General features: G+C 58.8%; 25 protein-coding genes. 20 read left to right on the top strand and 5 right to left on the bottom strand.

Features of this window, described 5'->3' with window-relative positions:
- The 6 genes from ACZ0A4_RS15645 (at position 1) to ACZ0A4_RS15620 (ending at position 5,846) form a co-directional block, all read left to right on the top strand.
- Positions 1 to 522 (top strand): hypothetical protein, encoded by a 522-nt coding sequence (locus ACZ0A4_RS15645; RefSeq protein WP_463575478.1) that lies wholly within the window; start codon positions 1 to 3, stop codon positions 520 to 522.
- A 154-nt stretch (positions 523 to 676) separates the two neighbouring features.
- On the top strand, positions 677 to 1,666 hold the full coding sequence (locus ACZ0A4_RS15640; RefSeq protein WP_463575477.1) for a 2-dehydro-3-deoxygalactonokinase: 990 nt from the start codon (positions 677 to 679) through the stop codon (positions 1,664 to 1,666).
- A 19-nt stretch (positions 1,667 to 1,685) separates the two neighbouring features.
- Positions 1,686 to 2,306, top strand: a complete 621-nt coding sequence (locus ACZ0A4_RS15635; protein WP_463575476.1) for a 2-dehydro-3-deoxy-6-phosphogalactonate aldolase — start codon at positions 1,686 to 1,688, stop codon at positions 2,304 to 2,306.
- Between the two features lie 45 nt (positions 2,307 to 2,351).
- Entirely contained in the window at positions 2,352 to 3,500 is a 1,149-nt protein-coding gene (gene dgoD, locus ACZ0A4_RS15630; RefSeq protein WP_007908327.1) for a galactonate dehydratase, read from the top strand.
- 170 nt (positions 3,501 to 3,670) lie between these two features.
- A complete protein-coding gene (locus tag ACZ0A4_RS15625; RefSeq protein WP_463575475.1) occupies positions 3,671 to 4,981 on the top strand; it encodes an MFS transporter in 1,311 nt (436 codons plus the stop codon).
- Positions 4,982 to 5,042: 61 nt separating this feature from the next.
- A complete protein-coding gene (locus ACZ0A4_RS15620) occupies positions 5,043 to 5,846 on the top strand; it encodes an IclR family transcriptional regulator (protein WP_008085521.1) in 804 nt (267 codons plus the stop codon).
- A 6-nt stretch (positions 5,847 to 5,852) separates the two neighbouring features.
- Here the strand turns inward: ACZ0A4_RS15620 and ACZ0A4_RS15615 are convergent, their stop codons facing one another.
- Positions 5,853 to 6,905, bottom strand: a complete 1,053-nt coding sequence (locus ACZ0A4_RS15615) for an NAD(P)-dependent alcohol dehydrogenase (protein ID WP_463575474.1) — start codon at positions 6,903 to 6,905, stop codon at positions 5,853 to 5,855.
- 191 nt (positions 6,906 to 7,096) lie between these two features.
- Between ACZ0A4_RS15615 and ACZ0A4_RS15610 the strand changes: the two genes are divergently transcribed.
- Complete coding sequence (locus tag ACZ0A4_RS15610) at positions 7,097 to 7,987, top strand: AraC family transcriptional regulator (RefSeq protein WP_141127035.1); 891 nt, start codon at positions 7,097 to 7,099, stop codon at positions 7,985 to 7,987.
- Between the two features lie 165 nt (positions 7,988 to 8,152).
- Here the strand turns inward: ACZ0A4_RS15610 and ACZ0A4_RS15605 are convergent, their stop codons facing one another.
- The gene (locus ACZ0A4_RS15605; RefSeq protein ID WP_137217811.1) at positions 8,153 to 9,817 is read right to left on the bottom strand and encodes an electron transfer flavoprotein-ubiquinone oxidoreductase; all 1,665 of its coding nucleotides are present in this window, start codon (positions 9,815 to 9,817) and stop codon (positions 8,153 to 8,155) included.
- Positions 9,818 to 10,368: 551 nt separating this feature from the next.
- Here ACZ0A4_RS15605 and ACZ0A4_RS15600 point away from each other — a divergent pair.
- The 10 genes from ACZ0A4_RS15600 (at position 10,369) to ACZ0A4_RS15555 (ending at position 19,804) form a co-directional block, all read left to right on the top strand.
- Positions 10,369 to 11,118, top strand: a complete 750-nt coding sequence (locus tag ACZ0A4_RS15600; protein ID WP_007908338.1) for an electron transfer flavoprotein subunit beta/FixA family protein — start codon at positions 10,369 to 10,371, stop codon at positions 11,116 to 11,118.
- Positions 11,119 to 12,048 (top strand): electron transfer flavoprotein subunit alpha/FixB family protein, encoded by a 930-nt coding sequence (locus ACZ0A4_RS15595; protein WP_034155324.1) that lies wholly within the window; start codon positions 11,119 to 11,121, stop codon positions 12,046 to 12,048. It begins immediately after the preceding gene.
- A gap of 80 nt (positions 12,049 to 12,128) precedes the next feature.
- Positions 12,129 to 12,962 (top strand): substrate-binding periplasmic protein, encoded by an 834-nt coding sequence (locus ACZ0A4_RS15590; protein ID WP_463575473.1) that lies wholly within the window; start codon positions 12,129 to 12,131, stop codon positions 12,960 to 12,962.
- Between the two features lie 9 nt (positions 12,963 to 12,971).
- On the top strand, positions 12,972 to 13,328 hold the full coding sequence (locus tag ACZ0A4_RS15585) for a DUF4398 domain-containing protein (protein ID WP_463575472.1): 357 nt from the start codon (positions 12,972 to 12,974) through the stop codon (positions 13,326 to 13,328).
- Positions 13,325 to 14,137, top strand: a complete 813-nt coding sequence (locus ACZ0A4_RS15580) for an OmpA family protein (protein WP_093435353.1) — start codon at positions 13,325 to 13,327, stop codon at positions 14,135 to 14,137. Before ACZ0A4_RS15585 ends, ACZ0A4_RS15580 begins: the two co-directional genes overlap by 4 nt.
- A gap of 202 nt (positions 14,138 to 14,339) precedes the next feature.
- Positions 14,340 to 15,779 (top strand): aminotransferase-like domain-containing protein, encoded by a 1,440-nt coding sequence (locus ACZ0A4_RS15575; protein WP_007908347.1) that lies wholly within the window; start codon positions 14,340 to 14,342, stop codon positions 15,777 to 15,779.
- 78 nt (positions 15,780 to 15,857) lie between these two features.
- The gene (locus tag ACZ0A4_RS15570; RefSeq protein WP_141127039.1) at positions 15,858 to 16,328 is read left to right on the top strand and encodes a translation initiation factor 2; all 471 of its coding nucleotides are present in this window, start codon (positions 15,858 to 15,860) and stop codon (positions 16,326 to 16,328) included.
- A gap of 166 nt (positions 16,329 to 16,494) precedes the next feature.
- Positions 16,495 to 16,749, top strand: a complete 255-nt coding sequence (locus tag ACZ0A4_RS15565; RefSeq protein WP_007908349.1) for a YkgJ family cysteine cluster protein — start codon at positions 16,495 to 16,497, stop codon at positions 16,747 to 16,749.
- A 41-nt stretch (positions 16,750 to 16,790) separates the two neighbouring features.
- Positions 16,791 to 17,396, top strand: coding sequence for an START domain-containing protein (locus tag ACZ0A4_RS15560; protein ID WP_463575470.1), 606 nt, complete (start codon positions 16,791 to 16,793; stop codon positions 17,394 to 17,396).
- Positions 17,397 to 17,710: 314 nt separating this feature from the next.
- Positions 17,711 to 19,804, top strand: coding sequence for an LTA synthase family protein (locus tag ACZ0A4_RS15555; RefSeq protein WP_463575468.1), 2,094 nt, complete (start codon positions 17,711 to 17,713; stop codon positions 19,802 to 19,804).
- Positions 19,805 to 19,878: 74 nt separating this feature from the next.
- On the opposite strand, the gene ACZ0A4_RS15550 is transcribed toward ACZ0A4_RS15555, so the two are convergent.
- The gene (locus ACZ0A4_RS15550; RefSeq protein WP_169432680.1) at positions 19,879 to 20,037 is read right to left on the bottom strand and encodes a DUF3309 family protein; all 159 of its coding nucleotides are present in this window, start codon (positions 20,035 to 20,037) and stop codon (positions 19,879 to 19,881) included.
- A 324-nt stretch (positions 20,038 to 20,361) separates the two neighbouring features.
- On the opposite strand from ACZ0A4_RS15550, the gene ACZ0A4_RS15545 reads away from it, so the two are divergent.
- The 3 genes from ACZ0A4_RS15545 (at position 20,362) to csrA (ending at position 21,894) form a co-directional block, all read left to right on the top strand.
- A complete protein-coding gene (locus ACZ0A4_RS15545) occupies positions 20,362 to 21,177 on the top strand; it encodes an SDR family oxidoreductase (RefSeq protein ID WP_463575466.1) in 816 nt (271 codons plus the stop codon).
- 63 nt (positions 21,178 to 21,240) lie between these two features.
- Positions 21,241 to 21,573: a YnfA family protein gene (locus tag ACZ0A4_RS15540; protein ID WP_463575465.1), complete on the top strand. Its 333-nt coding sequence runs from the start codon at positions 21,241 to 21,243 to the stop codon at positions 21,571 to 21,573.
- 135 nt (positions 21,574 to 21,708) lie between these two features.
- A complete protein-coding gene (gene csrA / locus ACZ0A4_RS15535; RefSeq protein ID WP_141127042.1) occupies positions 21,709 to 21,894 on the top strand; it encodes a carbon storage regulator CsrA in 186 nt (61 codons plus the stop codon).
- Between the two features lie 5 nt (positions 21,895 to 21,899).
- On the opposite strand, the gene ACZ0A4_RS15530 is transcribed toward csrA, so the two are convergent.
- Together ACZ0A4_RS15530 and ACZ0A4_RS15525 are read right to left on the bottom strand one after the other, a co-directional pair.
- Positions 21,900 to 22,127, bottom strand: coding sequence for a YheU family protein (locus ACZ0A4_RS15530; RefSeq protein WP_463575464.1), 228 nt, complete (start codon positions 22,125 to 22,127; stop codon positions 21,900 to 21,902).
- Positions 22,128 to 22,328: 201 nt separating this feature from the next.
- Entirely contained in the window at positions 22,329 to 23,519 is a 1,191-nt protein-coding gene (locus ACZ0A4_RS15525; protein ID WP_077574040.1) for an osmoprotectant NAGGN system M42 family peptidase, read from the bottom strand.
- Positions 23,520 to 23,565: the final 46 nt, after the last annotated feature.

Raw genomic sequence — 23,565 nt, 5'->3', positions numbered from 1 at the left:
ATGCGAGTGTTGCTTACAATTCTAGTTCTTTGTTTGTGTGCTTCGTGCGCAAAAAGAGTGCCATTACCAGAGACAGAAATTGATTTTGTTTCTGTTGCCAAGCCTGGAGACAGTGCTCTTCTGGATATTCGCTTCAGTTCAATGACTGATCTGTTGCGATTTTTCGAAATCAATGCCGGCCAACATCAGGTTGGCAATGCCTTGATCTGTTCATTGGATGAGAGTGGCTTCTTCGAAACAAAACAGGACCTGACCCGGTATCTTGAAGGGGAGGTCGTAGCGGTATTAAATGAATCTGCTGTGGGGCCATATGTGTATTCGGCTGAGGTCTCTGCGGTGCATACACCGGACGGTGGAACGCTGAGTACGTACTTCAATAAAAAACAACTGTTGATGGTATTGAGCGCGCGTCAGGTCGTGGCATGTAAGTTCAGGACTGCTGCCTACGCTTACGGTCCGTATTACTCAAAATCGATGAATATTCCTGCCAGTGTTTTCGTTCAGGCGATAGAGCGTCAGTAGTGATATTGATAACGGTGAATCACGGATCTGTTCGAGGAAAGTGGGCAGATGTGATCATCCCAAAATATGGGATGCAAAATTACATATTGAGATTTCCCATCTGAGAGGTCTATAGTCCGTCGCACTCACTGCCAAAAACAAAACAGGTGAAGCGATGCTGGCGCAATTGATCGCGCTCGATTGGGGGACGACCTCATTACGTGCTTACAAACTCGCGGCGGACGGCGTGGTGCTGGAGCAGCGCGCGCTGTCGTCCGGGATCATGCAGTTGCCCAAGACCCCGCGAATCATCAACGGTCGCGAATGCGTCGATGGTTTTGAATTGGCCTTCGATGAAGCGTGCGGCGACTGGCTCGAGGCGCAGCCGGATCTGCCGGTGATCGCTTGCGGCATGGTCGGCAGTGCGCAGGGCTGGCGTGAAGCGGCCTATTGCGAGACGCCGGCAGATGTCGCCAATCTCGGAAACTCCCTACAAACAGTTGTCAGTCTTCGCGGCACTCGCGTGCATATCGTGCCGGGTGTGATTCAGCGTTCGCGTCTGCCGAACGTGATGCGCGGCGAAGAAACCCAGGTCCTTGGCGTGCTGCAGAATCTGCCGGTCGAGGCGGGCGCTGATCTGTTGATCGGCCTGCCGGGCAGTCACTCGAAATGGGTGGACGTGGTCGATGGCTGCATCACGCATTTCGACACGTTCATGACCGGCGAAGTGTTCGCCGTGCTCAGTGAACACAGCATTCTCGGCCGCACCCAGCAGCAAGGCGCGACGTTCGATGCTTTGGCGTTTGACCGTGGCGTGCAGGTTGCGCAATCGGCGGACGGCGAGCTGGGCGTGCTGTCGACGTTGTTCAGTGCCCGTACCTTGGGTCTGACCGGCGAACTCAGCCCGACCGCGCAGGCGGATTATCTGTCCGGCCTGATGATCGGCCATGAACTGGCGGCGCTCGCCACGGCTCAGCGGCGTCGCCGCAACAACCCGAATCTCCCATCGATCATCCTCATCGGCAACGCGCAACTCTGTGCGCGCTACAGCCGCGCCCTCGACGCCTGTGGTTTCGCCAACGTGACGCTGGCCGAGCAGGCCACCGAGCGTGGCTTGTGGCAACTGGCGCTGGCCGCCGGACTGATTCATTCCTCATCCTGTTAACCCTGACTGGAGGCCTGACATGCTCAAGCAAGCATTGGCGCAAAACGGTCTGATCGCGATTCTGCGTGGCCTGCATCCGCAGGAAGCCGCCGCTGTCGGAGAAGTCCTGTATGCGGCCGGATTTCGCGTCATCGAAGTACCGCTCAATTCCCCATCGCCGTACGAAAGTATCCGCATCCTGCGCAAGACGCTGCCCGCCGATTGCCTGATCGGTGCGGGCACGGTGTTGACCCCGGAACAGGTCGACTTGGTGAAAGACGCCGGTGGCCAGGTGATCGTCATGCCACACAGCGATGCCAAGGTGTTGCGCGCGGCAAAAGCGGCGGGACTCTATCTATCGCCCGGCGTTGCCACACCTACGGAAGCGTTCGCGGCGCTGGCGGAGGGCGCGGACATTCTCAAGCTGTTCCCGGCCGAGCAGATGGGCCCGGCGGTCGTCAAAGCCTGGCTCGCAGTGTTGCCGTCCGGAACGGTTTTGGCGCCGGTCGGCGGTATCACCCCGGACAACATGCAGGCGTTCATTGACGCGGGCGTGAAAGGTTTCGGTCTCGGTTCTGGCCTGTTCAAGCCGGGCATGACGCCGGAGCAGGTGGCGGTGAATGCCAAGGCCTACGTGGCTGCGTGGAAGGCCCTTCGCTAAGACTTTTTGGCGCTGCGTGCGCTACATCTATAAGAGAGACAAAAGATGAAAATCACCAAACTCACCACCTTCATCGTGCCGCCGCGCTGGTGCTTCCTCAAGGTCGAAACCGACGAGGGCGTGACCGGTTGGGGCGAGCCTGTGGTCGAAGGGCGCGCGCACACCGTTGCTGCTGCCGTCGAAGAACTGTCCGACTACCTGATCGGCAAAGACCCACGCAATATCGAAGATATCTGGACCGTGCTCTATCGCGGCGGCTTTTACCGTGGCGGTGCGATCCACATGAGCGCGCTGGCCGGTATCGATCAGGCGCTGTGGGACATCAAGGGCAAGGCGCTCGGTGTATCGGTGAGTGATCTGCTTGGCGGTCAGGTACGTGACAAGATTCGCGTGTATTCGTGGATCGGCGGCGATCGTCCGGCCGACACCGCGCGTGCGGCGAAAGAGGCGGTGAGCCGTGGTTTCACTGCGGTCAAAATGAACGGCACTGAAGAGCTGCAATTTCTCGATACCTTCGAAAAAGTCGATCTGGCGCTGGCCAACGTGGCCGCCGTGCGCGATGCGGTCGGGCCGAACGTCGGCATCGGTGTCGACTTCCATGGTCGCGTGCACAAGCCGATGGCCAAGGTGCTGATGAAGGAACTCGATCCGTACAAACTCATGTTCATCGAAGAGCCGGTGCTCAGCGAAAACTACGAGGCCTTGAAGGAACTGGCGCCGTTGACCAGCACGCCGATTGCCCTCGGCGAGCGCTTGTTCTCGCGCTGGGACTTTAAACGGGTGTTGAGCGAAGGCTACGTCGACATCATCCAGCCGGATGCTTCCCACGCCGGCGGCATCACCGAAACCCGCAAGATCGCCAACATGGCTGAAGCCTACGATGTCGCGCTGGCGCTGCATTGCCCGTTGGGGCCGATTGCGCTGGCGGCGTGTTTGCAGCTGGACGCGGCTTGTTACAACGCGTTTATCCAAGAGCAGAGCCTGGGCATTCATTACAACGAGAGCAATGACTTGCTCGACTACGTGAAGGATCCACGGGTGTTCGATTACGACAAAGGGTTCGTGAAGATCCCGAACGGGCCGGGGTTGGGCATTGAGATCAACGAGGAATATGTGATCGAGCGTGCGGCAGTTGGGCACCGCTGGCGTAACCCGATCTGGCGCCATGCCGATGGCAGCTTTGCCGAGTGGTGAGTCCTGCCTGACACACCACAAAACCCTGTGGGAGCGAGCTTGCTCGCGAATGCGGCAGGTCAGTCACATTGATGCCGGATGTGCCGCCGTCTTCGCGAGCAAGCTCGCTCCCACAGGGTGCAGTGCAGGCCTCAGGCCGACCTCAATAAACATAAAAAGAGGCTCTCTCCATGCAACCGCAAACCCTCACCGGGCAGGCGTCTTTAGTCACGCCTAGCCGTAAGCGGTTTTTCATCATGGTGTTGCTGTTTATCACCGTGGTCATCAACTACCTCGACCGCAGCAACCTGTCGATTGCCGCGCCAGCGCTGACCAGTGAGCTGGGCATCGATCCGATTCACGTCGGTCTGATCTTTTCCGCGTTCGGCTGGACTTACGCTGCCATGCAGATCCCCGGCGGCTGGCTGGTCGATCGCGTGCCGCCGCGCATTCTGTACAGCGTCGCGTTGCTGCTGTGGTCGATTGCCACGGTGATGCTTGGTTTCGCTGCCAGTTTCATCGCGCTGTTTGTATTGCGCATGGCGGTGGGTGCGCTGGAAGCCCCGGCGTATCCGATCAATAGTCGCGTAGTCACCACTTGGTTTCCCGAACGTGAACGCGCCACGGCCATCGGTTTCTACACCTCCGGGCAGTTTGTTGGCCTGGCCTTTCTGACCCCTGTTCTGGCATGGCTGCAACACGAATTCGGCTGGCACATGGTGTTCGTCGCAACCGGCGCGGTGGGCATTATCTGGGCGGCGATCTGGTACGCGGTGTATCGCGACCCACGGGACTTCAAGGGCGCCAACGAAGCCGAAATCGACCTGATCCGCGAGGGCGGTGGTCTGGTCGATATTCAGCAGGAGACGGCCAAGGTCAAAGCCAAATTCAGCTGGACCGATCTCGGTATCGTCCTGACCAAACGCAAGTTGTGGGGCATCTACCTCGGCCAGTTCTGCCTGAACTCGACGCTGTGGTTTTTCCTCACGTGGTTCCCGACCTATCTGGTGAAATATCGCGGCATGGACTTCATCAAGTCCGGCCTGTTGGCGTCGCTGCCGTTTCTTGCCGCGTTCATTGGTGTGCTGTGCTCGGGGTTCTTTTCCGATTTCCTGATTCGTCGCGGCTGCACCGTCGGGTTTGCGCGCAAGTTGCCGATCATTGGCGGACTGCTGATTTCCACCTCGATCATCGGCGCGAACTTCGTCGAGTCGACGCCGCTGGTGATTGCCTTCCTGGCGCTGGCATTTTTCGGTAACGGCCTGGCTTCGATTACCTGGTCGCTGGTGTCGACGTTGGCGCCGGCACGTTTGCTCGGGCTGACTGGCGGGGTGTTCAACTTCATCGGCAACCTGTCGGCAATTGCCACGCCGATCGTGATCGGTTTCCTCGCCAGCGGCGATTCGTTCGCGCCAGCGATCACCTACATCGCGGTTCTCGCCTTGATCGGTGCATTGTCCTACGTGCTGCTGGTCGGCAAGGTCGAGCGTATCGAGTTGTAGTGGTCTGCGTCGGGCGACCATAATGCCGCCCGTTCCTTCGCTCAACGGTAAAAGGCTGGATATGCAGGAAGACGCTCCGGAAAAAACCAAGGACGCCGCGCCCACCGGCACGCAAACGCTGTTGCGCGGCCTGGGTGTGGTGCAAGCGGTGGCCAGTGGCGCCCGTGATCTCAAGGAGATCGCCCGGTTGATCGGCACCACGCGCAGCACCACCCATCGTCTGGCCAGTTGCCTGGTCGATGAGCGTTACCTGCGCGTGGTGCCGCAAGTCGGTTACCTGCTCGGGCCGAAGCTGATCGAACTGGGTTTTCAGGCGCGTGAAGAGTTGCCGCTGGTGACCCTGGCCGCGCCGTATCTGGATGAATTGTCGGCGCTGACCGGCGACACCGTGCATTTGGGCATTCGTGAAGGCGATGAGGTGCTGTATCTGCTGAAGAATCCGGGGCGCAATGGCCCGGAGATGCGTTCGCGGGTCGGCCATCGCATGCCGCTGGCACGCACCGGTATCGGTAAGGCGTTGATGCTCGATGACTCGCCGAAAGATTGGCAGCGCCTGTACGACATCAGTCTGCCGGCCGGTGGGAAAAGTCAGTTTTGGCCGCAGCATCCCCAGCAATCGTGGGAACAGCTTGAGCAACGCATGACCGAATACGTCGCCGGTGGCTACGCCTTCGATCTGGAGGACAACGAACCGTCGATCCGCTGCGTGGCGGCGCCGATTCGCGATGCGAGCAAGGGCATTGTCGCGGCGATCAGTATCGCCAGCACCGTGCCGTACATGCCGCTGGAAAAAATGGCCGAGCTGATTCCCCTGATCAAAGGGGTCACAGCCCGGCTCTCGGCAGAGCTTGGCTTGAAGGTTTAAGCGCGTTTAAACCTTGAGCGTCGCCATGTCGATCACGAAACGGTACTTCACGTCGCCGGCAATCATCCGGGCATAAGCCTCGTTGATCTGGCGGATGTCGAGCATTTCGATGTCGCAAGTGATGTTGTGATCGGCGCAGAAATCCAGCACTTCCTGGGTTTCGGCAACGCCACCGATCAATGAACCGGCCAGCACACGGCGGCTCATCACCAGTTTGCCGGCGTGTACCGGTGGATCAACCGGCTCGATCAAACCGACCAGAATGTGCACGCCGTCGAAACGCAGGGTGTCGAGGTAGGGGTTCAGATCGTGCTGCACCGGAATGGTGTCGAGCAGGAAGTCGAAGTAACCGGCAGCAGCTTTCATCTGCTCGGCGTCGGTGGAAACGATCACATGATCGGCACCCTGACGACGACCTTCTTCAGCCTTGCTCGCCGAGCGGGTGAACAGCGTGACTTCGGCGCCCATGGCTTTGGCAAACTTGATGCCCATGTGGCCCAAACCGCCCATGCCGAGAATCCCGACCTTGTCGCCGGCCTTGACGCCGTAGTGCTTGAGCGGCGAGTAGGTAGTGATGCCGGCGCAAAGGATTGGCGCAGCGCTGGCCAAAGCCAGCTTCTCCGGGATGCGCACCACGAAGTGCTCGCTGACGACGATGCTGTCCGAATAGCCGCCCATGGTGTTGCTGCCATCGACCCGATCCGGCGTGGCGTACGTCATGGTCGGGCCTTCAAGGCAGTATTGCTCAAGGTTCGACTGGCAGGCTTCGCAGGTGCGGCAGGAGTCGACCATGCAGCCAACGCCGACCAGATCGCCTACTTTGTGTTGGGTGACATTCGCACCGATCGCGGTGACTTTTCCGACGATCTCGTGGCCGGGCATCAACGGGTAAACGGCGATGCCCCATTCGTTGCGCGCCTGATGAATGTCGGAGTGGCAAACGCCGCAATACAGGATCTCGATCGCCACGTCGTCGGCACGCGGGCTGCGACGTTCGAATTTCATCGGGGCGAGGGGAGTGGTGGCCGATTGGGCGGCATAGCCGATGGCGGTGTACATGTGAAACCTCGCAAAAGCAGGAACAAGTGAGGCGGCGCATTCTGGGCGCTGACTGACCGGTCGGCCATGACGATTCCTCCGGGTCTCATGCCTAATCCTCCGGCATGCGGGTTTGATCGGTCGCATTGGCAAAGGGATCTGCGATGATGTTTGCATCCCTTTTTTCGCTCCATTTTCAGTGAAGAGCTTTGATGCAATTAACCCGTCATCTTGATGCCAATGCCCGGCTGGTTTCGTTGATCGAACCGCTGGCGCTGCGCGATGGTTATTCCCCGACCGGGTTGCCCGGTGTGCAGGTGTTGCGCGCCAGTTGCGACGTCGCCCGTGGCCCGCACATTTATGAGCCAAGCCTGATGATCATCGCCCAGGGCAGCAAACTGGCGTTTCTCGGGCCTCGGACGATGGAGTACGGCGCCGGGCATTACCTGATTCAGGCGCTGCCGGTGCCGTTCGAGTGCGAGACGTTTGCCTTGCCGGATGCGCCGCTGCTCGGGGTGACTGTAGCGATTGATCGGGTGTTGCTCGGTGAACTGGTGTTGGCCATGGGGCTGGCGCCGGGGCGGCATATTCCGGCGCAGACACCGGAGTCGATGACCTCGGTGGTGCTCGACGATGACATGCGCGGTTGTGTCGAACGCTTGCTCAGTTGTCTGCACGATCCGCTGGAATGCCAGATTCTCGGGCCGGCGCGGGTGCGTGAGTTGTTGTTCGTGGCGTTACGTGGACCGCAGGCCGATGTGTTGCGCGCGTTGGTCGAACAGCAGGGGCAGTTCGCGCGTGTGGCGGCGTCGATCAGTCATCTGCATGCGCATTACACCGAGCCGCTGAATGTCGAAACCCTGGCCGGTTGCGCGAACATGAGCGTGTCGACGTTCCATGAGCACTTCAAACGCAGCACGCTGTTGTCGCCGGTGCAGTATCTGAAACGTTTGCGCTTGTTGAAGGCGCAGACGCTGCTGGTGGCGGAAGGCTTGGGGGTGGCGCAGGTGGCGCATCGGGTGGGGTATCAGAGTACTTCGCAGTTCAGCCGTGAATATAAGCGCTATTTCGAGCGCAGCCCGGGCGACGAACGCGCTGCCTGAGGATTTACACATTCCCTGTGGGAGCTGGCTTGCCAGCGATAGCGGTGGTTCAGTTTGCCATGATGTCGTTTGACACGGCCCCATCGCTGGCAAGCCAGCTCCCACAGAGAGTGTGGGCAACAAAAAGGCTCCCATATCGGGAGCCTTGTTGTTCAGCGGTTCGACTTACATGTTCGGATAAGTCGGGCCACCAGCGCCTTCCGGTGTCACCCAGGTGATGTTCTGCGAAGGGTCCTTGATGTCACAGGTCTTGCAGTGCACACAGTTCTGCGCATTGATCTGGAAGCGCTTCTCGCCGTCTTCCTTGGTGATCACTTCGTAGACGCCGGCCGGGCAGTAGCGCTGCGCCGGTTCGTCGTACAGCGGCAGGTTCTTGCTGATCGGGATGCTCGGGTCGGTCAGCTTCAGGTGGCAAGGCTGTTCTTCCTCGTGGTTGGTACCGGAGATGAACACCGAGCTGAGTTTGTCGAAGCTGAGTTTGCCGTCGGGTTTCGGGTAGTCGATCTTCTTGCAGTCGGCCGCGAGCTTGAGGCAAGCGTAATCCGGCTTGGTGTCGTGCAGGGTGAACGGCAGTTTGCCGCCGAAGATGTTCTGGTCCAGCCAGTTGAAACCGCCGCCGACGATGGCGCCGAACTTGTGGATCGCCGGGCCGAAGTTGCGGCTGGCGAACAGTTCGTCGTAGAGCCAGCTCTTCTTGAACGCGTCCACGTAAGTGGTCAGTTCTTCAGTGCCGTCCTTTTCAGCGAACAACGCGTCAGCCACCGATTCAGCGGCGAGCATGCCGGACTTCATCGCGGTGTGGCTGCCTTTGATCTTGGCGAAGTTCAGGGTGCCGAGGTCGCAACCGATCAGCGCGCCGCCCTTGAAGACCATTTTCGGCAGCGAGTTCAGGCCACCTTTGCAGATTGCGCGGGCGCCGTAGCTGATGCGCTTGCCGCCTTCCAGGTACTGCGCCAGTACCGGGTGATGTTTGAGGCGCTGGAATTCGTCGAACGGCGACAGGTAAGTGTTGCTGTAGGACAGGTCGACGATCAGACCGACTACCACCTGGTTGTTTTCCAGGTGATAGAGGAACGAGCCGCCGGTGTTTTCGGTGCCCATGATGTCCAGCGGCCAGCCGGCGGTGTGCACCACCAGGCCTGGCTGATGTTTGGCCGGATCGATTTCCCAGATTTCTTTCAGACCGATGCCGTAGTGCTGAGCATCGGCTTCGCTGTCGAGGTTGTAGCGCTTGATCAGTTGCTTGCCGATGTGGCCACGGCAGCCTTCGGCGAACAGCGTGTACTTGCCACGCAGTTCCATGCCCGGGGTGTACAGGCCTTCTTTCGGATTGCCCTCGCGGTCGACGCCAAGATCACCGGTGATGATCCCGCGCACCACGCCTTGTTCGTCGATCAGCGCTTCCTGAGCAGCGAACCCCGGGTAGATTTCTACGCCAAGGTTCTCGGCCTGCTGGGCGAGCCAGCGGCACAGGTTGCCGAGGGAAATAATGTAGTTGCCTTCGTTGTGCATGGTCTTGGGCACAAAGAAGTCTGGAATCTTCTGCGCGTTTTCGGCGTTTTTCAGCACGAAAATATCGTCGCGGGTCACTGGTGTGTTCAGCGGCGCGCCGAGTTCTTTCCAGTCCGGGAACAGTTCGTTCAGAGCGCGTGGTTCGAACACGGCACCGGACAGGATGTGTGCGCCGACTTCGGAGCCTTTTTCGACCACGCAGACGCTGATTTCCTTACCGGCTTCGGCGGCCTTCTGCTTCAGACGGCAGGCGGCGGACAGGCCAGCGGGGCCGGCACCGACGATGACCACGTCGAATTCCATGTATTCGCGTTCCACAGGCTATCTCCTACTCAAGGCTCAACAGTTTTTTTTCTAATTTGGAGGTTCGGTGTCGCATCCGTTATTGCCTTTACGTTAACGTCAAGGGTAATAATGGGCAAACCACCTTTCTCTCTAGGCGGCGCATTATATCTACACCACTCCGAGCGTCCAATACAAACGTTTGTTTGAATTGGCTCCAGCCCAGAGAAATCAAAGAAGCGCGGCTTATGAATGGTCATTTTGCTGTATTGACCGGAATAGGCGTTCCGGTCAAGATACGGGCGGTTTTGCGCTCGTCGTAGGCAGACTGGCGGTTTCAAGAGCACCTCTAAAGACAGGGCACAGGCGATAAATGGTGATGCGCGGCGCAGTCCGGCGCGCAGTTTACACAGCGTGAAGATCAATGACCCGTCGGTCACCCCTGACGAACGGTCGCAGGTCTTTACACTGTGCAGCCACCAGACACCCGAGTCGGCGTTTTTAGAGGTGCCCTTTTAGCCTGATGAGCATCAACCGCCAGGTTCGCCTAGGCGACTTTCTTTTCACCGGAGAGTAACGAGGAATCCATGAAGGTTCTTGTAGCTGTCAAACGCGTTGTGGATTACAACGTCAAGGTTCGCGTCAAGGCGGACAATTCCGGCGTCGATCTCGCCAACGTCAAGATGTCGATGAACCCGTTCTGCGAAATCGCAGTGGAAGAAGCCGTACGCCTGAAAGAGAAAGGTGTTGCGACTGAAATCGTCGTCGTCTCCATCGGCCCGACCACCGCTCAGGAGCAACTGCGTACCGCACTGGCTCTGGGTGCCGATCGTGCCATCCTCGTCGAATCTGCTGAAGATCTGACCTCGCTCGCCGTGGCCAAGCTGCTCAAGGCTGTGGTCGACAAGGAACAGCCGCAGCTGGTGATCCTCGGCAAACAGGCCATCGACAGCGACAACAACCAGACCGGCCAGATGCTCGCTGCACTGAGCGGCTACGGTCAGGGCACGTTCGCATCGAAAGTCGAAGTCTCTGGCGACAGCGTTGCCGTGACGCGCGAAATCGACGGCGGCGCGCAGACGGTATCCTTGAAACTGCCTGCAATCGTCACCACCGACCTGCGTTTGAACGAGCCGCGTTATGCGTCCCTGCCAAACATCATGAAAGCCAAGAAGAAGCCTCTCGAAGTGCTGACTCCAGATGCTTTGGGCGTTTCCACCGCCTCCACCAACAAGACTCTGAAAGTCGAAGCGCCGGCTGCACGCAGCGCAGGCATCAAGGTCAAGTCGGTGGCTGAACTGGTCGAGAAACTGAAAAACGAAGCGAAGGTAATCTAAATGACTATCTTGGTTATTGCTGAACACGACAACAAAGTGCTGGCCCCGGCCACACTGAACACCGTGGCTGCTGCGGCCAAAATCGGCGGCGACATCCACGTTCTGGTTGCTGGCCAAGGCGCTGGCGCCGTGGCTGAAGCCGCTGCGAAAATCGCAGGCGTGAGCAAAGTCCTCAACGCTGACAATGCCGCTTACGCGCATCAGCTGCCGGAAAACGTTGCTCCGTTGGTAGCTGAGCTGGGCGCTGGTTACAGCCACATCCTGGCTGCCGCCACCTCCAACGGCAAAAACATCCTGCCGCGCGTTGCTGCGCAACTGGACGTTGACCAGATTTCCGAGATCATCTCGGTCGAAAGCGCTGACACTTTCAAGCGTCCGATCTACGCCGGTAACGCCATCGCTACCGTACAGTCGACTGCTGCTATCAAAGTGATCACCGTGCGTGCTACCGGTTTTGACCCGGTGGCTGCTGAAGGTGGTTCGGCTGCTGTTGAAGCGGTTGCTGCTGCGCACAACGCAGGCACTTCGAGCTTCGTTGGCGAAGAGCTGGCCAAGTCCGACCGTCCAGAGCTGACGGCTGCCAAGATCGTCGTTTCCGGCGGCCGTGGCATGCAGAACGGCGACAACTTCAAACACCTGTACGCTCTGGCCGACAAGCTGGGCGCCGCTGTGGGTGCTTCGCGCGCCGCAGTTGACGCAGGTTTTGTACCGAACGACATGCAGGTCGGTCAGACCGGCAAAATCGTTGCGCCACAACTGTACATCGCCGTCGGTATCTCCGGCGCGATCCAGCATTTGGCCGGTATGAAAGACTCCAAAGTGATCGTAGCGATCAACAAGGACGAAGAAGCGCCGATCTTCCAGGTGGCCGATTACGGTCTCGTAGCTGATCTGTTCGAAGCGGTACCTGAGCTGGAGAAGCTGGTCTAATCCAGCGGCTTCACTTATAAAGAGCCCGACCTTTTGGTCGGGCTTTTTTTTGTCTCGGATTTGAGTGGGAGCGTTTTGCCATGGATCTGCGCTGCGGATTGCGTTACTCGGTATTGCTGGGATTGGCCCTGCTGCCAGGTTTGGCCACAGCCGCCGGCAAGTGCGAGCGCCTCGTCGTCACCGGTAGCCCGGATGCACCGCCGTACCTGTGGCAGGACCCGCAAAATCCCAAGCAGTTGATCGGCGCCAGTGCCGACCTGTTGCAACAAGTCGCCAAGGATCTCGGCATCAAGGTCGATTTGCTTTACGCCGGCAAGCGCTCGCAAGCCCTCGACGAAGTGCGCAGCGGCCGTATGGACATGCTGGCCGACGCGCCTCTGACCCTCAACGAGCTGGAAACCCTCGATTACATTCATCCTCCGTTGCTGGAAAACGACTACCTGGTGTGGACGCGCAAAGGCTCGACACTGGTCTACAGCGAAGCCAAGGACCTGCACGGCCACACTGGCGCGCTGTCGGAAAAGTCTCGAATCACCCAGGCATTCGGCACTTTCGCCGAGCAGAATCTGACCCTGACGCGGACAGCCAACCTCACTCAGGCCTTTCAGAAATTGCTCTTGGGCGAAGTGGAATACGTACTCGCCGGCCGTTACTCAGGCATGGCCGCCGCGCAGGCGTTGGGTATGGCCAATGACCTGCTGGCGTTCGAGCAACCCATCGACCGCCCGGGGCTGTACCTCGCGGTTTCGCACAACTCGGCGTGCAACGATCCGTGGTTGCGCGGACAGTTGGCCAAAAAGATGACAGAATTGCCCGCGTCCGGACTGACGGAAGCTGCGCTGCAACGCAATATCGAGCGCTGGAAGGCGCAGCAGCAACAGCCGCAACCACCTGTCAGTGCCCAAAAACAGTAGGGATTCTTAGTGAGTATTCGACCTCTTTTCGCGGCTGTGGCCGTTCTGGCTCTGGCCGGTTGCGCGACCGATCCGGCACCCAATGAGCAAATGCGCCTGACCGAGCAAGCCATCATCCAGGCCAAGGCTGTTGGCGCCACCGCCGACGAAGTGCCGGAAATGAAACTGGCCGAAACCAAGTACAACCGCGCCAAAGGCAACATGGCGGACGAGTCCTACCGGAACGCGCGCATGCGCGCCGAACAGGCCGAACTGGATGCGCGTCTGGCCGAAGCCAAAGTGCTGACGCAAAAAAGTGAAGAACAGGTGAATGTGCTTAACACCCGCATCGTCCGTCTGCGCAAGCAACTGGGAGATGCCCAATGAGCCTCAAGTCGAAAGTTGTCGGCGGCCTGATCCTCGCCGGTTGTGTCAGCCTGTACGGCTGCGCCGGTCAGCACAGCGAATCCGCTCTGCAAGAAGCCAGCGCTGACTTCCAGAAGGTCAAGGAAGACTCCAACGTGCTGCGCATTGCGCCGAAAGACGTGATCCGCGCCGGTGAGTCGCTGGCCCGTGCCGATCGCCTGTCGACCTACTGGGGCAGCGGTTCGGACGTGGTGCATTACGCCTACCTGAGCCAGCGCTACAGTGAAATCGCCCGCGAGCACACCAATCAAGTGCTCAACGAAGAGCGCGCGGCCAAGCTCGAACTGGACCGCCAGCGCTTGCAACTGGCCCTGCGTGAATCCAAGTTGCTCAGTGTGCAGCAGCAGGGCAAGTGGCTGGAAGAACAAATCGTTGCACTGGCCACTACGCAGACCGATCGAGGTCTGGTGATGACCCTCGGCGATGTGCTGTTCGACACCGGTGAAGCGGAGTTGAAAAACTCGGCCAACCGCGTGGTGCTGAAGATCGTGCAGTTCCTGCAACTGAACCCGAAACGCGTGGTGCGCATCGAGGGCTACACCGACAGCACCGGCGGAAAACAGGAAAATCTCAAGCTGTCTCGCGACCGCGCGCAATCGGTCGCGGACGTGCTGATGGATCTGGGCATTGACGATAAACGCATTCAGGTTGAGGGTTACGGCGACGAATACCCGGTGGACGCCAACGCTTCCGAGCGCGGGCGAGCACAGAACCGTCGCGTGGAAATAGTCTTCTCCGACGAAAAAGGCCAGCTCGGCGCCGCCCGTTAAGGGTTGCGTCTCTGGAAAGCCCGGGCTGTCATGCAGTGCCGGGCTTTTTTACGTCTGTCGAATGGCCCGCAAATCAGTACAGTCAGGGGCAGACACCGCACTGTATGGTCGAGTAATGTGGCAACTGTCCCAGTACACTTCTAAACTGTTCCGGTATTGTTTCACACAAGAATAAAATGCCCGTGAAATCGAGTGCTGCGTCATGACCAATCTCTTGCTCTACCAACGTATTGCTCAGCAACTGGCCGAAGACATCCGCCGTGGGGTCTATCAACCGGGGGAGCGCGTGCCTTCGGTGCGCAAGATGAGTTCGCAGCTCAACGTCAGCCATGCGACGGTGTTGCAGGCTTACGCCAATCTTGAAGATCAGGGTTTGATTCGGGCGCGCCCGCAGTCCGGTTATTACGTGCATCAGACCCCCGCGCTGACTGCGCCGACGCCGGACATTGCCCGGGTCGAACGGCCGGGGCTGGTCACCCGCAGCAGCATCATTCAACAGGTTCTGGTCGAATCACGCCGCGAAGGTGTGTTCCCGCTGGGCGCGGCGGTGCCAAGTGTCGATTACTTGCCGGTGCGTGCACTGCATCAGCAACTGGCCAAGGTCACCCGTTTCCATAGCCCGCGAGCCTTCAGCTACATGTTCAGCCCCGGTTTTGAACCGTTGCGCCGGCAAGTGGCGATCCGCATGCGCGACGCCGGTGTGGTGGTCGATCCGTCGGAAGTGGTGATCACCCACGGTTGTGTCGACGCCTTGCAGATGTCGTTGCGCGTGCTGACCCGGCCGGGCGATCTGATCGCCGCTGAATCACCGACTTATTACGGGCTGCTGCAGCTGGCCGATCTGCTCGGCCTGAAAGTCATCGAGATCCCCAGCGATCCTGCCACCGGCATGAGCCTCGAAGCCCTGCAACTGGCCGCCAACCAATGGTCGATCAAGGCGCTGGTGCTGACCACACGCCTGAGTAATCCCCTGGGCGGCACCATGCCCGAAGAGCGGCAGAAGCAGTTGCTGCGGTTGGCGTCGGATTTCGATATCCAGATCGTCGAAGATGATATCTATGGCGAACTGATGTTCGAGCAAGGCAAAACCAAAGCGCTCAAGGCATATGACCGGCTGGATCGGGTGATCTACTGTTCGAGCTTCTCTAAAACCCTGTCACCCGGTGTGCGCATCGGCTGGATGATCGCCGGCAAGTATCAGCAGGAAATCCAGCGCTTGCAGACCTTCAGCACCCACTCGGCGTGCAGCGTGACGCAGATGGCGATTGCCGCTTATCTGGAAAACGGCGGCTATGACCGGCATTTACGGTACATCCGCCAGGAATACCGGAAAAACCTCAGCGCCTTCCAGTTGGCGGTGCAGCAGTACTTCCCCGAAGGCACGCAAATGACCCGGCCCACGGGCGGTTTCATCCTTTGGGTGAGCTTGCCGGGGAGGGTGAATACCCAGGAATTGCATGTTCGCGCCTTGCAGCAAGGCATCAGTATTGCGCCGGGGCTGATCTTCAGTAATACCGAGCAGTTCAACCACTGTATCCGCCTCAACTGCGGGATTCCGTGGAACCGCGAGGCGGAGCGCGCGCTGATGACCCTGGGGATGCTGGCGACTCAACTGTGTCAGGAAACCGCTGGCGGATTCTGAACGAGCATTGGGTGATGCTTGTCTTGTGGCGCCCAACAAGCGAGCATATGGCCCTCTGCCGTTAGCGTCGTTGGGTCCATGAAAGCGATTTTTCCTGCTGCTTGGGTTTTGTTGGGTTTGCTGATGATCGGTCATGCGCCTGGCGCAGTGGCCGCTGCGGTTCAGGAAAAACCGGCCGCGACGAGCCCCGCTAAAAAAACCACGGCTGCGCAGAAGGCCGTTCCTGCGAAGAAAACCCAGCAAAAAGTCATCAAGAAACGCAAGCCGATTGCCTCCAAATCGAAGCCTGCCAGCGAAGTGGTGAAAGCCAGGTTACCGCCGGCAAAACTCGATTTGAGCTTGCCCAAGGACATGGTCCAGGAACTGAAGCCCAAGGGCACGGTTGAGTTGCCCAAGCGCGAGCCGATCCTGCCGCAGATGTTTGGCGAGAAAAACAACGGATTCCAGCTCAACGGCCGCTTGCTCAGCAACGAAATGCAGTTGCAACTGCGCAACGAAGAACGCCGCGAAGTCGAAGGTGCGGCGCTGGATTTCGAATTCAAACAGTAAAACCAACCCAACTGTGACCCGCAGGGCAGACGCTTTGTCGGAGACTGGTCAGTCACATTCAGTTATCGCTAAAAACCCCGGTTAAGGGAATTTAAAACAGCCGTTTTAGCGGTTACTCTGTTCCGCGTCCCTTTTACACATCGCCCGTCGCGAGGAAACGTTCGTCATGAAATGCCGTGAAGGCTGTGGCGCTTGCTGCATTGCCCCTTCCATCAGTTCGCCAATCCCCGGCATGCCTGATGGCAAACCTGCCGGCGAACGTTGCGTGCAACTCTCGGTCGAAAACCTGTGCAGCATTTTCGGCCGCCCGGAGCGCCCGGCAGTCTGTTCCGGCTTCGCGGCTGATGTCGAAGTCTGTGGCAGCAGCTCGGAAGAAGCGATCAGGCTGATTGGCTGGTGGGAGCAAATGACGGCGGCGTGATGTGTCAAACGAACGGAACTTCAACAATAAGGAATAAGACTATGGGTTCGCTGCATCGTATCGCTGTGTTGTGTGGTTTGACCGCTGTGATGGCGACCTCCGTCGCTCAGGCTGAAGACTGGAAAGTCGCCAAGAACGAGGACGGCATCAAGGTGTCCCTGAGTGAAGTGCCGGGTTCGGACTACAAGTCCTACCAGGGCGTTGCGCTGATGAAGACCACCGTCGCCAAACTGCGCGCACTGCAGGAAGACGTCTCCGGCGCCTGTGCCTGGATTCACGAGTGCAAGACCCAGAAACTGCTCAAGCACGAGGGCGATCAGAGCTGGACCTACACTCAGTTCAACACGCCTTGGCCAGTGACCCCGCGTGATTCGGTACTGCACATCACCACCGTTGAGGGCGCCGATGGCAGCCTGACCCGTAACCTCGAAGGTCTGCCGAAGTACATCCCGGAAGAGAAAGGTTTTGTCCGTGTAGCGCAGGTCAAAGGCTTCTGGAAGTTCGTACCCAAAGGTGATCAGGTTGAAGTGACCTACCAGGTGCACACCGAGCCAGGTGGCAGCGTGCCGTCGATGATTGCCAACAAGTTTGTTGTCGATGCGCCGTTCAACACCCTCAAGGCTTTGAAAGAACGCGCCGAGAAGTAATCTCGCGCTCAAACAAAACGCCCCGACCGATTCGGGGCGTTTTGTTTTGTATCTATATTGTGTTTCCGGATATTCGTTGCACGAAATTTTCACAAAGTGTTCAAGACAATTCGCCCGCGCTGTTTGCACGCTGTCCCGGTTTGCCGCTGTGCTAAATGAAAGTGTCTGGCGGTGGGGCAGTAATCAATGGCAATGGTGCGGGTGATCGTGCAACATTTGCGCACCGCGCACGCCCCGGGGTCTGGAATGACCAATAGAGGGCATGGCGCCGCTGTCTTTTTGCAACTTCAACTTCCAATGGGTCCTAAAACGACATGGCAAACCCGGACGCCCTGAATCAGCAGCGATCTTCTGCTCGCCTGCTGCAACCGACCGTCAAATCGCATCTGGCCTACACGCTGCTTTGCGCGCTGGTCATGATGGTGATGTTTTCCGTGCTGCGCCTCGCGCTGCTGGTCTACAACCGCGAGATGATCCTTGATACCCCGGCTTCGACCTTCCTCGAAGCTTTCGCCAATGGCCTGCGTTTCGACCTGCGCCTGGTGGTTTACGTGTGCGTTCCACTGGTGCTGGCGCTGTTCAGTGCTCGCGCCATGGCCGCACGTGGCTTCTTCCGTCTGTGGCTGACGATCGCCTCGAGCATCGCGCTGTTCCTCGGCTTGATGGAGATGGACTTCTACCGCGAGTTCCACCAGCGCCTGAATGGTCTGGTGTTCCAGTATGTGAAAGAAGACCCGAAAACCGTGATGAGCATGCTCTGGTACGGTTTCCCGGTGGTTCGCTATCTGTTGGCATGGGTCATCGGCAGCGTCATCCTGACACTGGCGTTCAAAGGCGCCGACCGTGCCACCCGTCCGCGCGGGCCTTTCAGTGGCGGCAGTGTCAGCACCCGCCAAGTCGCGCCGTGGTACACCCGCCTGGCGGTGTTCGTGGTCTGCCTGCTGATCTGCGTGGTTGCCGCCCGTGGCACCCTGCGTCAAGGCCCGCCGATGCGTTGGGGTGACGTCTACACCACCGACTCCAACTTTGCCAACCAGCTCGGCCTCAACGCCACGCTGTCGCTGATCGAGGCCGCCAAGTCCCGTATGGGCGAAGATCGCGACAACATCTGGAAAGCGACGTTGCCGCAAGAACAGGCGCAGAAAGTCGTGCGCGACATGCTGCTGATGCCGGACGACAAACTGGTCGATGCCGATATTGCCGCCGTGCGCCGTGATTACACGCCGCCGGCCGACAAGACCCTGCCGATCAAGAACGTTGTGGTGATCCTGATGGAAAGCATGGCCGGTCACTCGGTCGGTGCTCTGGGTGCGCCGGGCAACATCACGCCATACCTGGACAAATTGTCGAAGGAAGGCCTGCTGTTCGACCGTTTCTTCTCCAACGGCACGCACACCCACCAGGGCATGTTTGCGACCATGGCCTGCTTCCCCAACCTGCCAGGTTTCGAATACCTGATGCAGACCCCGGAAGGCAGCCACAAACTGTCTGGCCTGCCGCAGGTGCTCAGCGCCCGCAACTACGACGACGTATACGTCTACAACGGCGACTTCGCCTGGGACAACCAGTCGGGCTTCTTCAGCAACCAGGGCATGACCAACTTCGTTGGCCGTAACGACTTCGTCAATCCGGTGTTCTCCGATCCGACCTGGGGCGTGTCCGACCAGGACATGTTCGACCGTGGTCTGCAGGAGCTCAAGGCGCGGGAAAACGGCAAGCCGTTCTACGCGCTGCTGCAAACCCTGTCCAACCACACGCCGTACGCCTTGCCGACGCCATTGCCGGTCGAGCGTGTGACTGACCGTGGCAGCCTCAACGAACACCTGACCGCCATGCGCTACTCCGACTGGGCGCTGGGTCAGTTCTTCGAGAAGGCGCGCAAAGAGCCGTACTTCAAGGAAACCCTGTTCGTCATCGTCGGTGACCACGGTTTTGGTAACGAGCGCCAGATCACCGAAATGGACCTGGGCCGTTTCAACGTGCCAATGCTGATGATCGCTCCGGGCATCCAAGAGAAGTTCGGCACACGTGATCACACTGTGGGTACACAGATCGACATCGTGCCGACCATCATGGGCCGTCTCGGTGGCGAAGTGCGTCACCAGTGCTGGGGCCGCGACCTGCTCAACCTGCCGGAAGGCGACACCGGTTTCGGTGTGATCAAACCGTCGGGCAGCGAGCAGACTACCGCCATCGTCACCGCCGACCAGATCCTGGTGTTGCCAAGAGACAAGGACATGGGGCCGAAGATGTGGCAGTACCAGTTGGGTGCCAATCCGCACGCCGAAGTCGTTCCGAATGCACCGCGCACCGCCGAGTTGAAACTCAAGCTGGAAGCGTTCCTGCAAACGGCGACCAAAAGCCTGATGGATAACACCGCGGGCGTCGTTCACGGCAAGCCGGATTGATCGCTTACCGACAATAAATCCGCGCAATAAAAAAGAGGCCCTGAACAGGGCCTCTTTTTTTGCCGGTTACATCGCTATATCCGACCGAGTAACAGCAGTACCAACAGCACCACCAACACCACGCCGATAATGCCCGAAGGACCATAACCCCAACTTCTGGAGTGCGGGAAGACCGGCAGACCACCGATCAGCAACAGGATCAGAATAATGATTAGAATTGTGCCCATGTCGATTTCCTTGTTGATAGTGTTCGAGAAGTCTTTGGTATTCAAGGGCGACTGGAGAGTAAGCAATTCCAGACGGCTTACAAATTCCGACTGGTGTACGTGAAAGAAAATTCAATGTTTTTTTAATGTATTTGGATTGCTCGTTTATTTCCTTTAAAGCGCAAGATCAAAAGATCTCAGCCTTCGGCAGCGCCTACAGGAGTTCAATGCAGGAGCTGCCGAAGGCTGCGATCTTTTGATCCTCCATTCAGCAACTTGATGGAGCGTGGGCGCGCGCCGATCCTTCGCTACACTCGGCGCATCTTTCCCGGAACAACAAGGCTGTGTGCTATGCAAAATCGCATGATGATCACTGGTGCGGGCTCGGGCCTGGGTCGCGAAATCGCGCTGCGCTGGGCGCGTGAAGGCTGGCAACTGGCCTTGTCCGACGTCAGCGAACCCGGCCTGCAGGAAACCCTGAAAATGGTCCGCGAGGCAGGCGGTGACGGTTTTGTTCAGCGCTGTGATGTGCGTGATTACAGCCAGCTCACCGCATTCGCCCAAGCGTGCGAAGAGAAGCTGGGTGGCATCGACATCATCGTCAACAACGCCGGTGTTGCGTCGGGCGGTTTCTTCAGCGAATTGTCGCTGGAAGACTGGGACTGGCAGATCGCGATCAACCTGATGGGCGTGGTCAAGGGCTGTAAGGCGTTTCTGCCGCTGCTCGAGCAAAGCAAAGGCAAGATCATCAACATCGCCTCTATGGCCGCACTGATGCAAGGCCCGGCGATGAGTAATTACAACGTGGCCAAGGCTGGCGTGGTGGCGCTATCGGAAAGTCTGTTGATTGAACTGGCCCAGCAGGAAGTCGGCGTGCATGTGGTCTGTCCGTCATTCTTCCAGACCAATCTGCTCGACTCGTTTCGTGGCCCGACGCCGGCGATGAAAGCGCAGGTGGGCAAGTTGCTGGAAAGTTCGCCGATCACGGCGACGGACATCGCCGACTACATCTATCAGCAAGTGGCGGCTGGCGAATTCATGATCCTGCCCCACGAACAAGGGCGCATGGCTTGGGCGCTGAAGCAGAAGAACCCGCAACTGCTCTATAACGAAATGACTTCCATGGCCGAGAAAATGCGCGCCAAAGCCAAACAGAACAATACCTGAGCTTGCCCATTGCAGGCAGCGTCGTTAGGGTGGCCGCAATGGTCACCCTGTCGAGACGCTTCAATGCTCAATTACTTGTGGTTCTTCCTCGCGGCGTTGTTTGAAATCGCCGGTTGTTTCGCCTTCTTCATGTGGCTGCGCCAGGGCAAAAGTGCTCTGTGGGTGATTCCCGCGTTGTTCAGTCTGACCCTGTTTGCCTTGTTACTGACCCGCGTCGAAGCGAATTATGCGGGGCGTGCCTATGCCGCTTATGGCGGGATCTACATCGTCGCGTCGATTGGCTGGCTGATGGTGGTCGAGCGGGTGCGGCCGTTGGCTACTGACTGGATCGGCGTGGCGCTGTGCGTGATCGGCGCCAGCGTGATCCTGTTCGGGCCGCGCTTTTCTGCGGCGTGATGGCGGGTTGTCGGAAACGTCTGACGGCTTGAGGCGAGCATTGCTGTAAGGCAAAACTGATTTGCCTGCCATGCATTGTAGCGCCGCGCCAAGCCGCGCATCTTCAGGGTTCGCTAACCCTGAAGGACGAATCTCATGCTTGTACTCAGCCGTGTCGTTGGTGAGTTGATTTCAATCGGTGATGACATCACCTTGCGTGTTCTGTCAGTGAACGGTGCCAGCGTGCGTTTTGGTGTCGAGGCGCCACAAAAGGTCAACGTGCACCGCGCCGAGGTCTATGAGCGGATTCAGCGCAAGCAGACCACGCAGAAAGTTCGCTGAGGATTTCAGTCGAACATATGCTTGGGCACGTCGTGCTTGAGCATCAACTGGCATTGCTCGCTGTCCGGGTCGAAGACGATCAGCGCCTGGCCTTTGGTCAGTGCCTGGCGCACGCGCAGCACGCGGGTTTCCAGCGGCGTGTCATCGCCATTGTCGGTGCCGTCGCGGGTGACGAAATCTTCGATCAGGCGGGTGAGGGTGTCGACTTCAAGCGCGTCGTAGGGAATGAGCATGGGCACCTCGGTCAAATCAATGTCGCGATGCTACGGCGATTGCTGATTGCCTGCCAGTTTTGTATTGACCGTGCTGGCCTCATCGCTGGCAAGCCAGCTCCCACAGGGTTCGAGGGTGTTCAAAAATAGGTGATTCACCGCGAAAACTGTGGGAGCTGGCTTGCCAGCGATGGGGCCAGTCCTGTCACCACAAAAACCGGATCAGCTATCGGAACGCTGCCCCACCAGGCTGTCCACCGACGGCACTCGCGTATCACTTTCCATCTGCGTGTCATGCTCAATCTGGTGACTGAAGCGATCCAGCGAAGCATTCGCCGGCGCTGCATCGCTGGCGAACACCGGCGGACTCAGAATGTAAGCCCCGAGCAGTCGGCTCAGTGCCGCCAGGCTGTCGATGTGCGTACGCTCATAACCATGGGTCGCATCACAACCAAACGCGAGCAGGGCGGTGCGAATATCGTGGCCCGCCGTCACCGCCGAGTGCGCGTCGCTGAAGTAATAACGGAACAGGTCGCGGCGCACCGGCAGTTCGTTTTCACCGGCCAGCCGCAGCAAATGTCGCGACAGGTGATAGTCATACGGGCCGCCGGAATCCTGCATCGCCACACTCACCGCATGTTCGCTGGAGTGCTGCCCAGGCGCAACGGGGGCGATGTCGATGCCCACGAATTCGCTGACGTCCCAGGGCAATGCCGCCGCCGCGCCGCTGCCGGTTTCCTCGGTGATAGTGAACAGCGGATGGCAGTCGATCATCAGTTCCTGACCACTGTCGACAATGGCTTTGAGTGCCGCCAGCAGCGCTGCAACCCCGGCCTTGTCATCGAGGTGGCGGGCGCTGATGTGTCCGCTTTCGGTGAATTCCGGCAGCGGATCGAACGCCACCACGTCGCCGATGCTGATCCCCAGCGAATCGCAATCGGCCTTGGTCGCACAGTAGGCGTCCAGACGCAGTTCGACGTGATCCCAACTGATCGGCATTTCATCGACGGCAGTGTTGAACGCATGTCCGGACGCCATTAGCGGCAACACGCTGCCGCGAATCACACCGTTGTCGGTAAACAGGCTGACGCGGCTGCCCTCGGCGAAACGGCTCGACCAGCAACCGACAGGGGCGAGAGTCAGGCGGCCGTTGTCTTTGATCGCACGAACGGCGGCGCCGATGGTGTCCAAATGCGCGGAAACGGCGCGGTCGGGACTGTTTTTCTTGCCCTTGAGCGTGGCGCGAATGGTGCCGCGCCGAGTCATTTCGAACGGGATACCAAGTTCTTCCAGACGCTCAGCGACGTAACGCACGATGGTGTCGGTGAAGCCGGTGGGGCTGGGGATGGCGAGCATTTCCAGGAGGACTTTTTGCAGGTAGTTGAGATCCGGTTCGGGGATTTGCGTGGTCATGGAAACTCCTGATGGGTTGAGCACACCGATGGTTTCGATGAGAGGA

It is taken from the genome of Pseudomonas sp. AC172, assembly GCF_979258595.1.
This window is presented reverse-complemented; position numbering and strand designations above follow the sequence as displayed.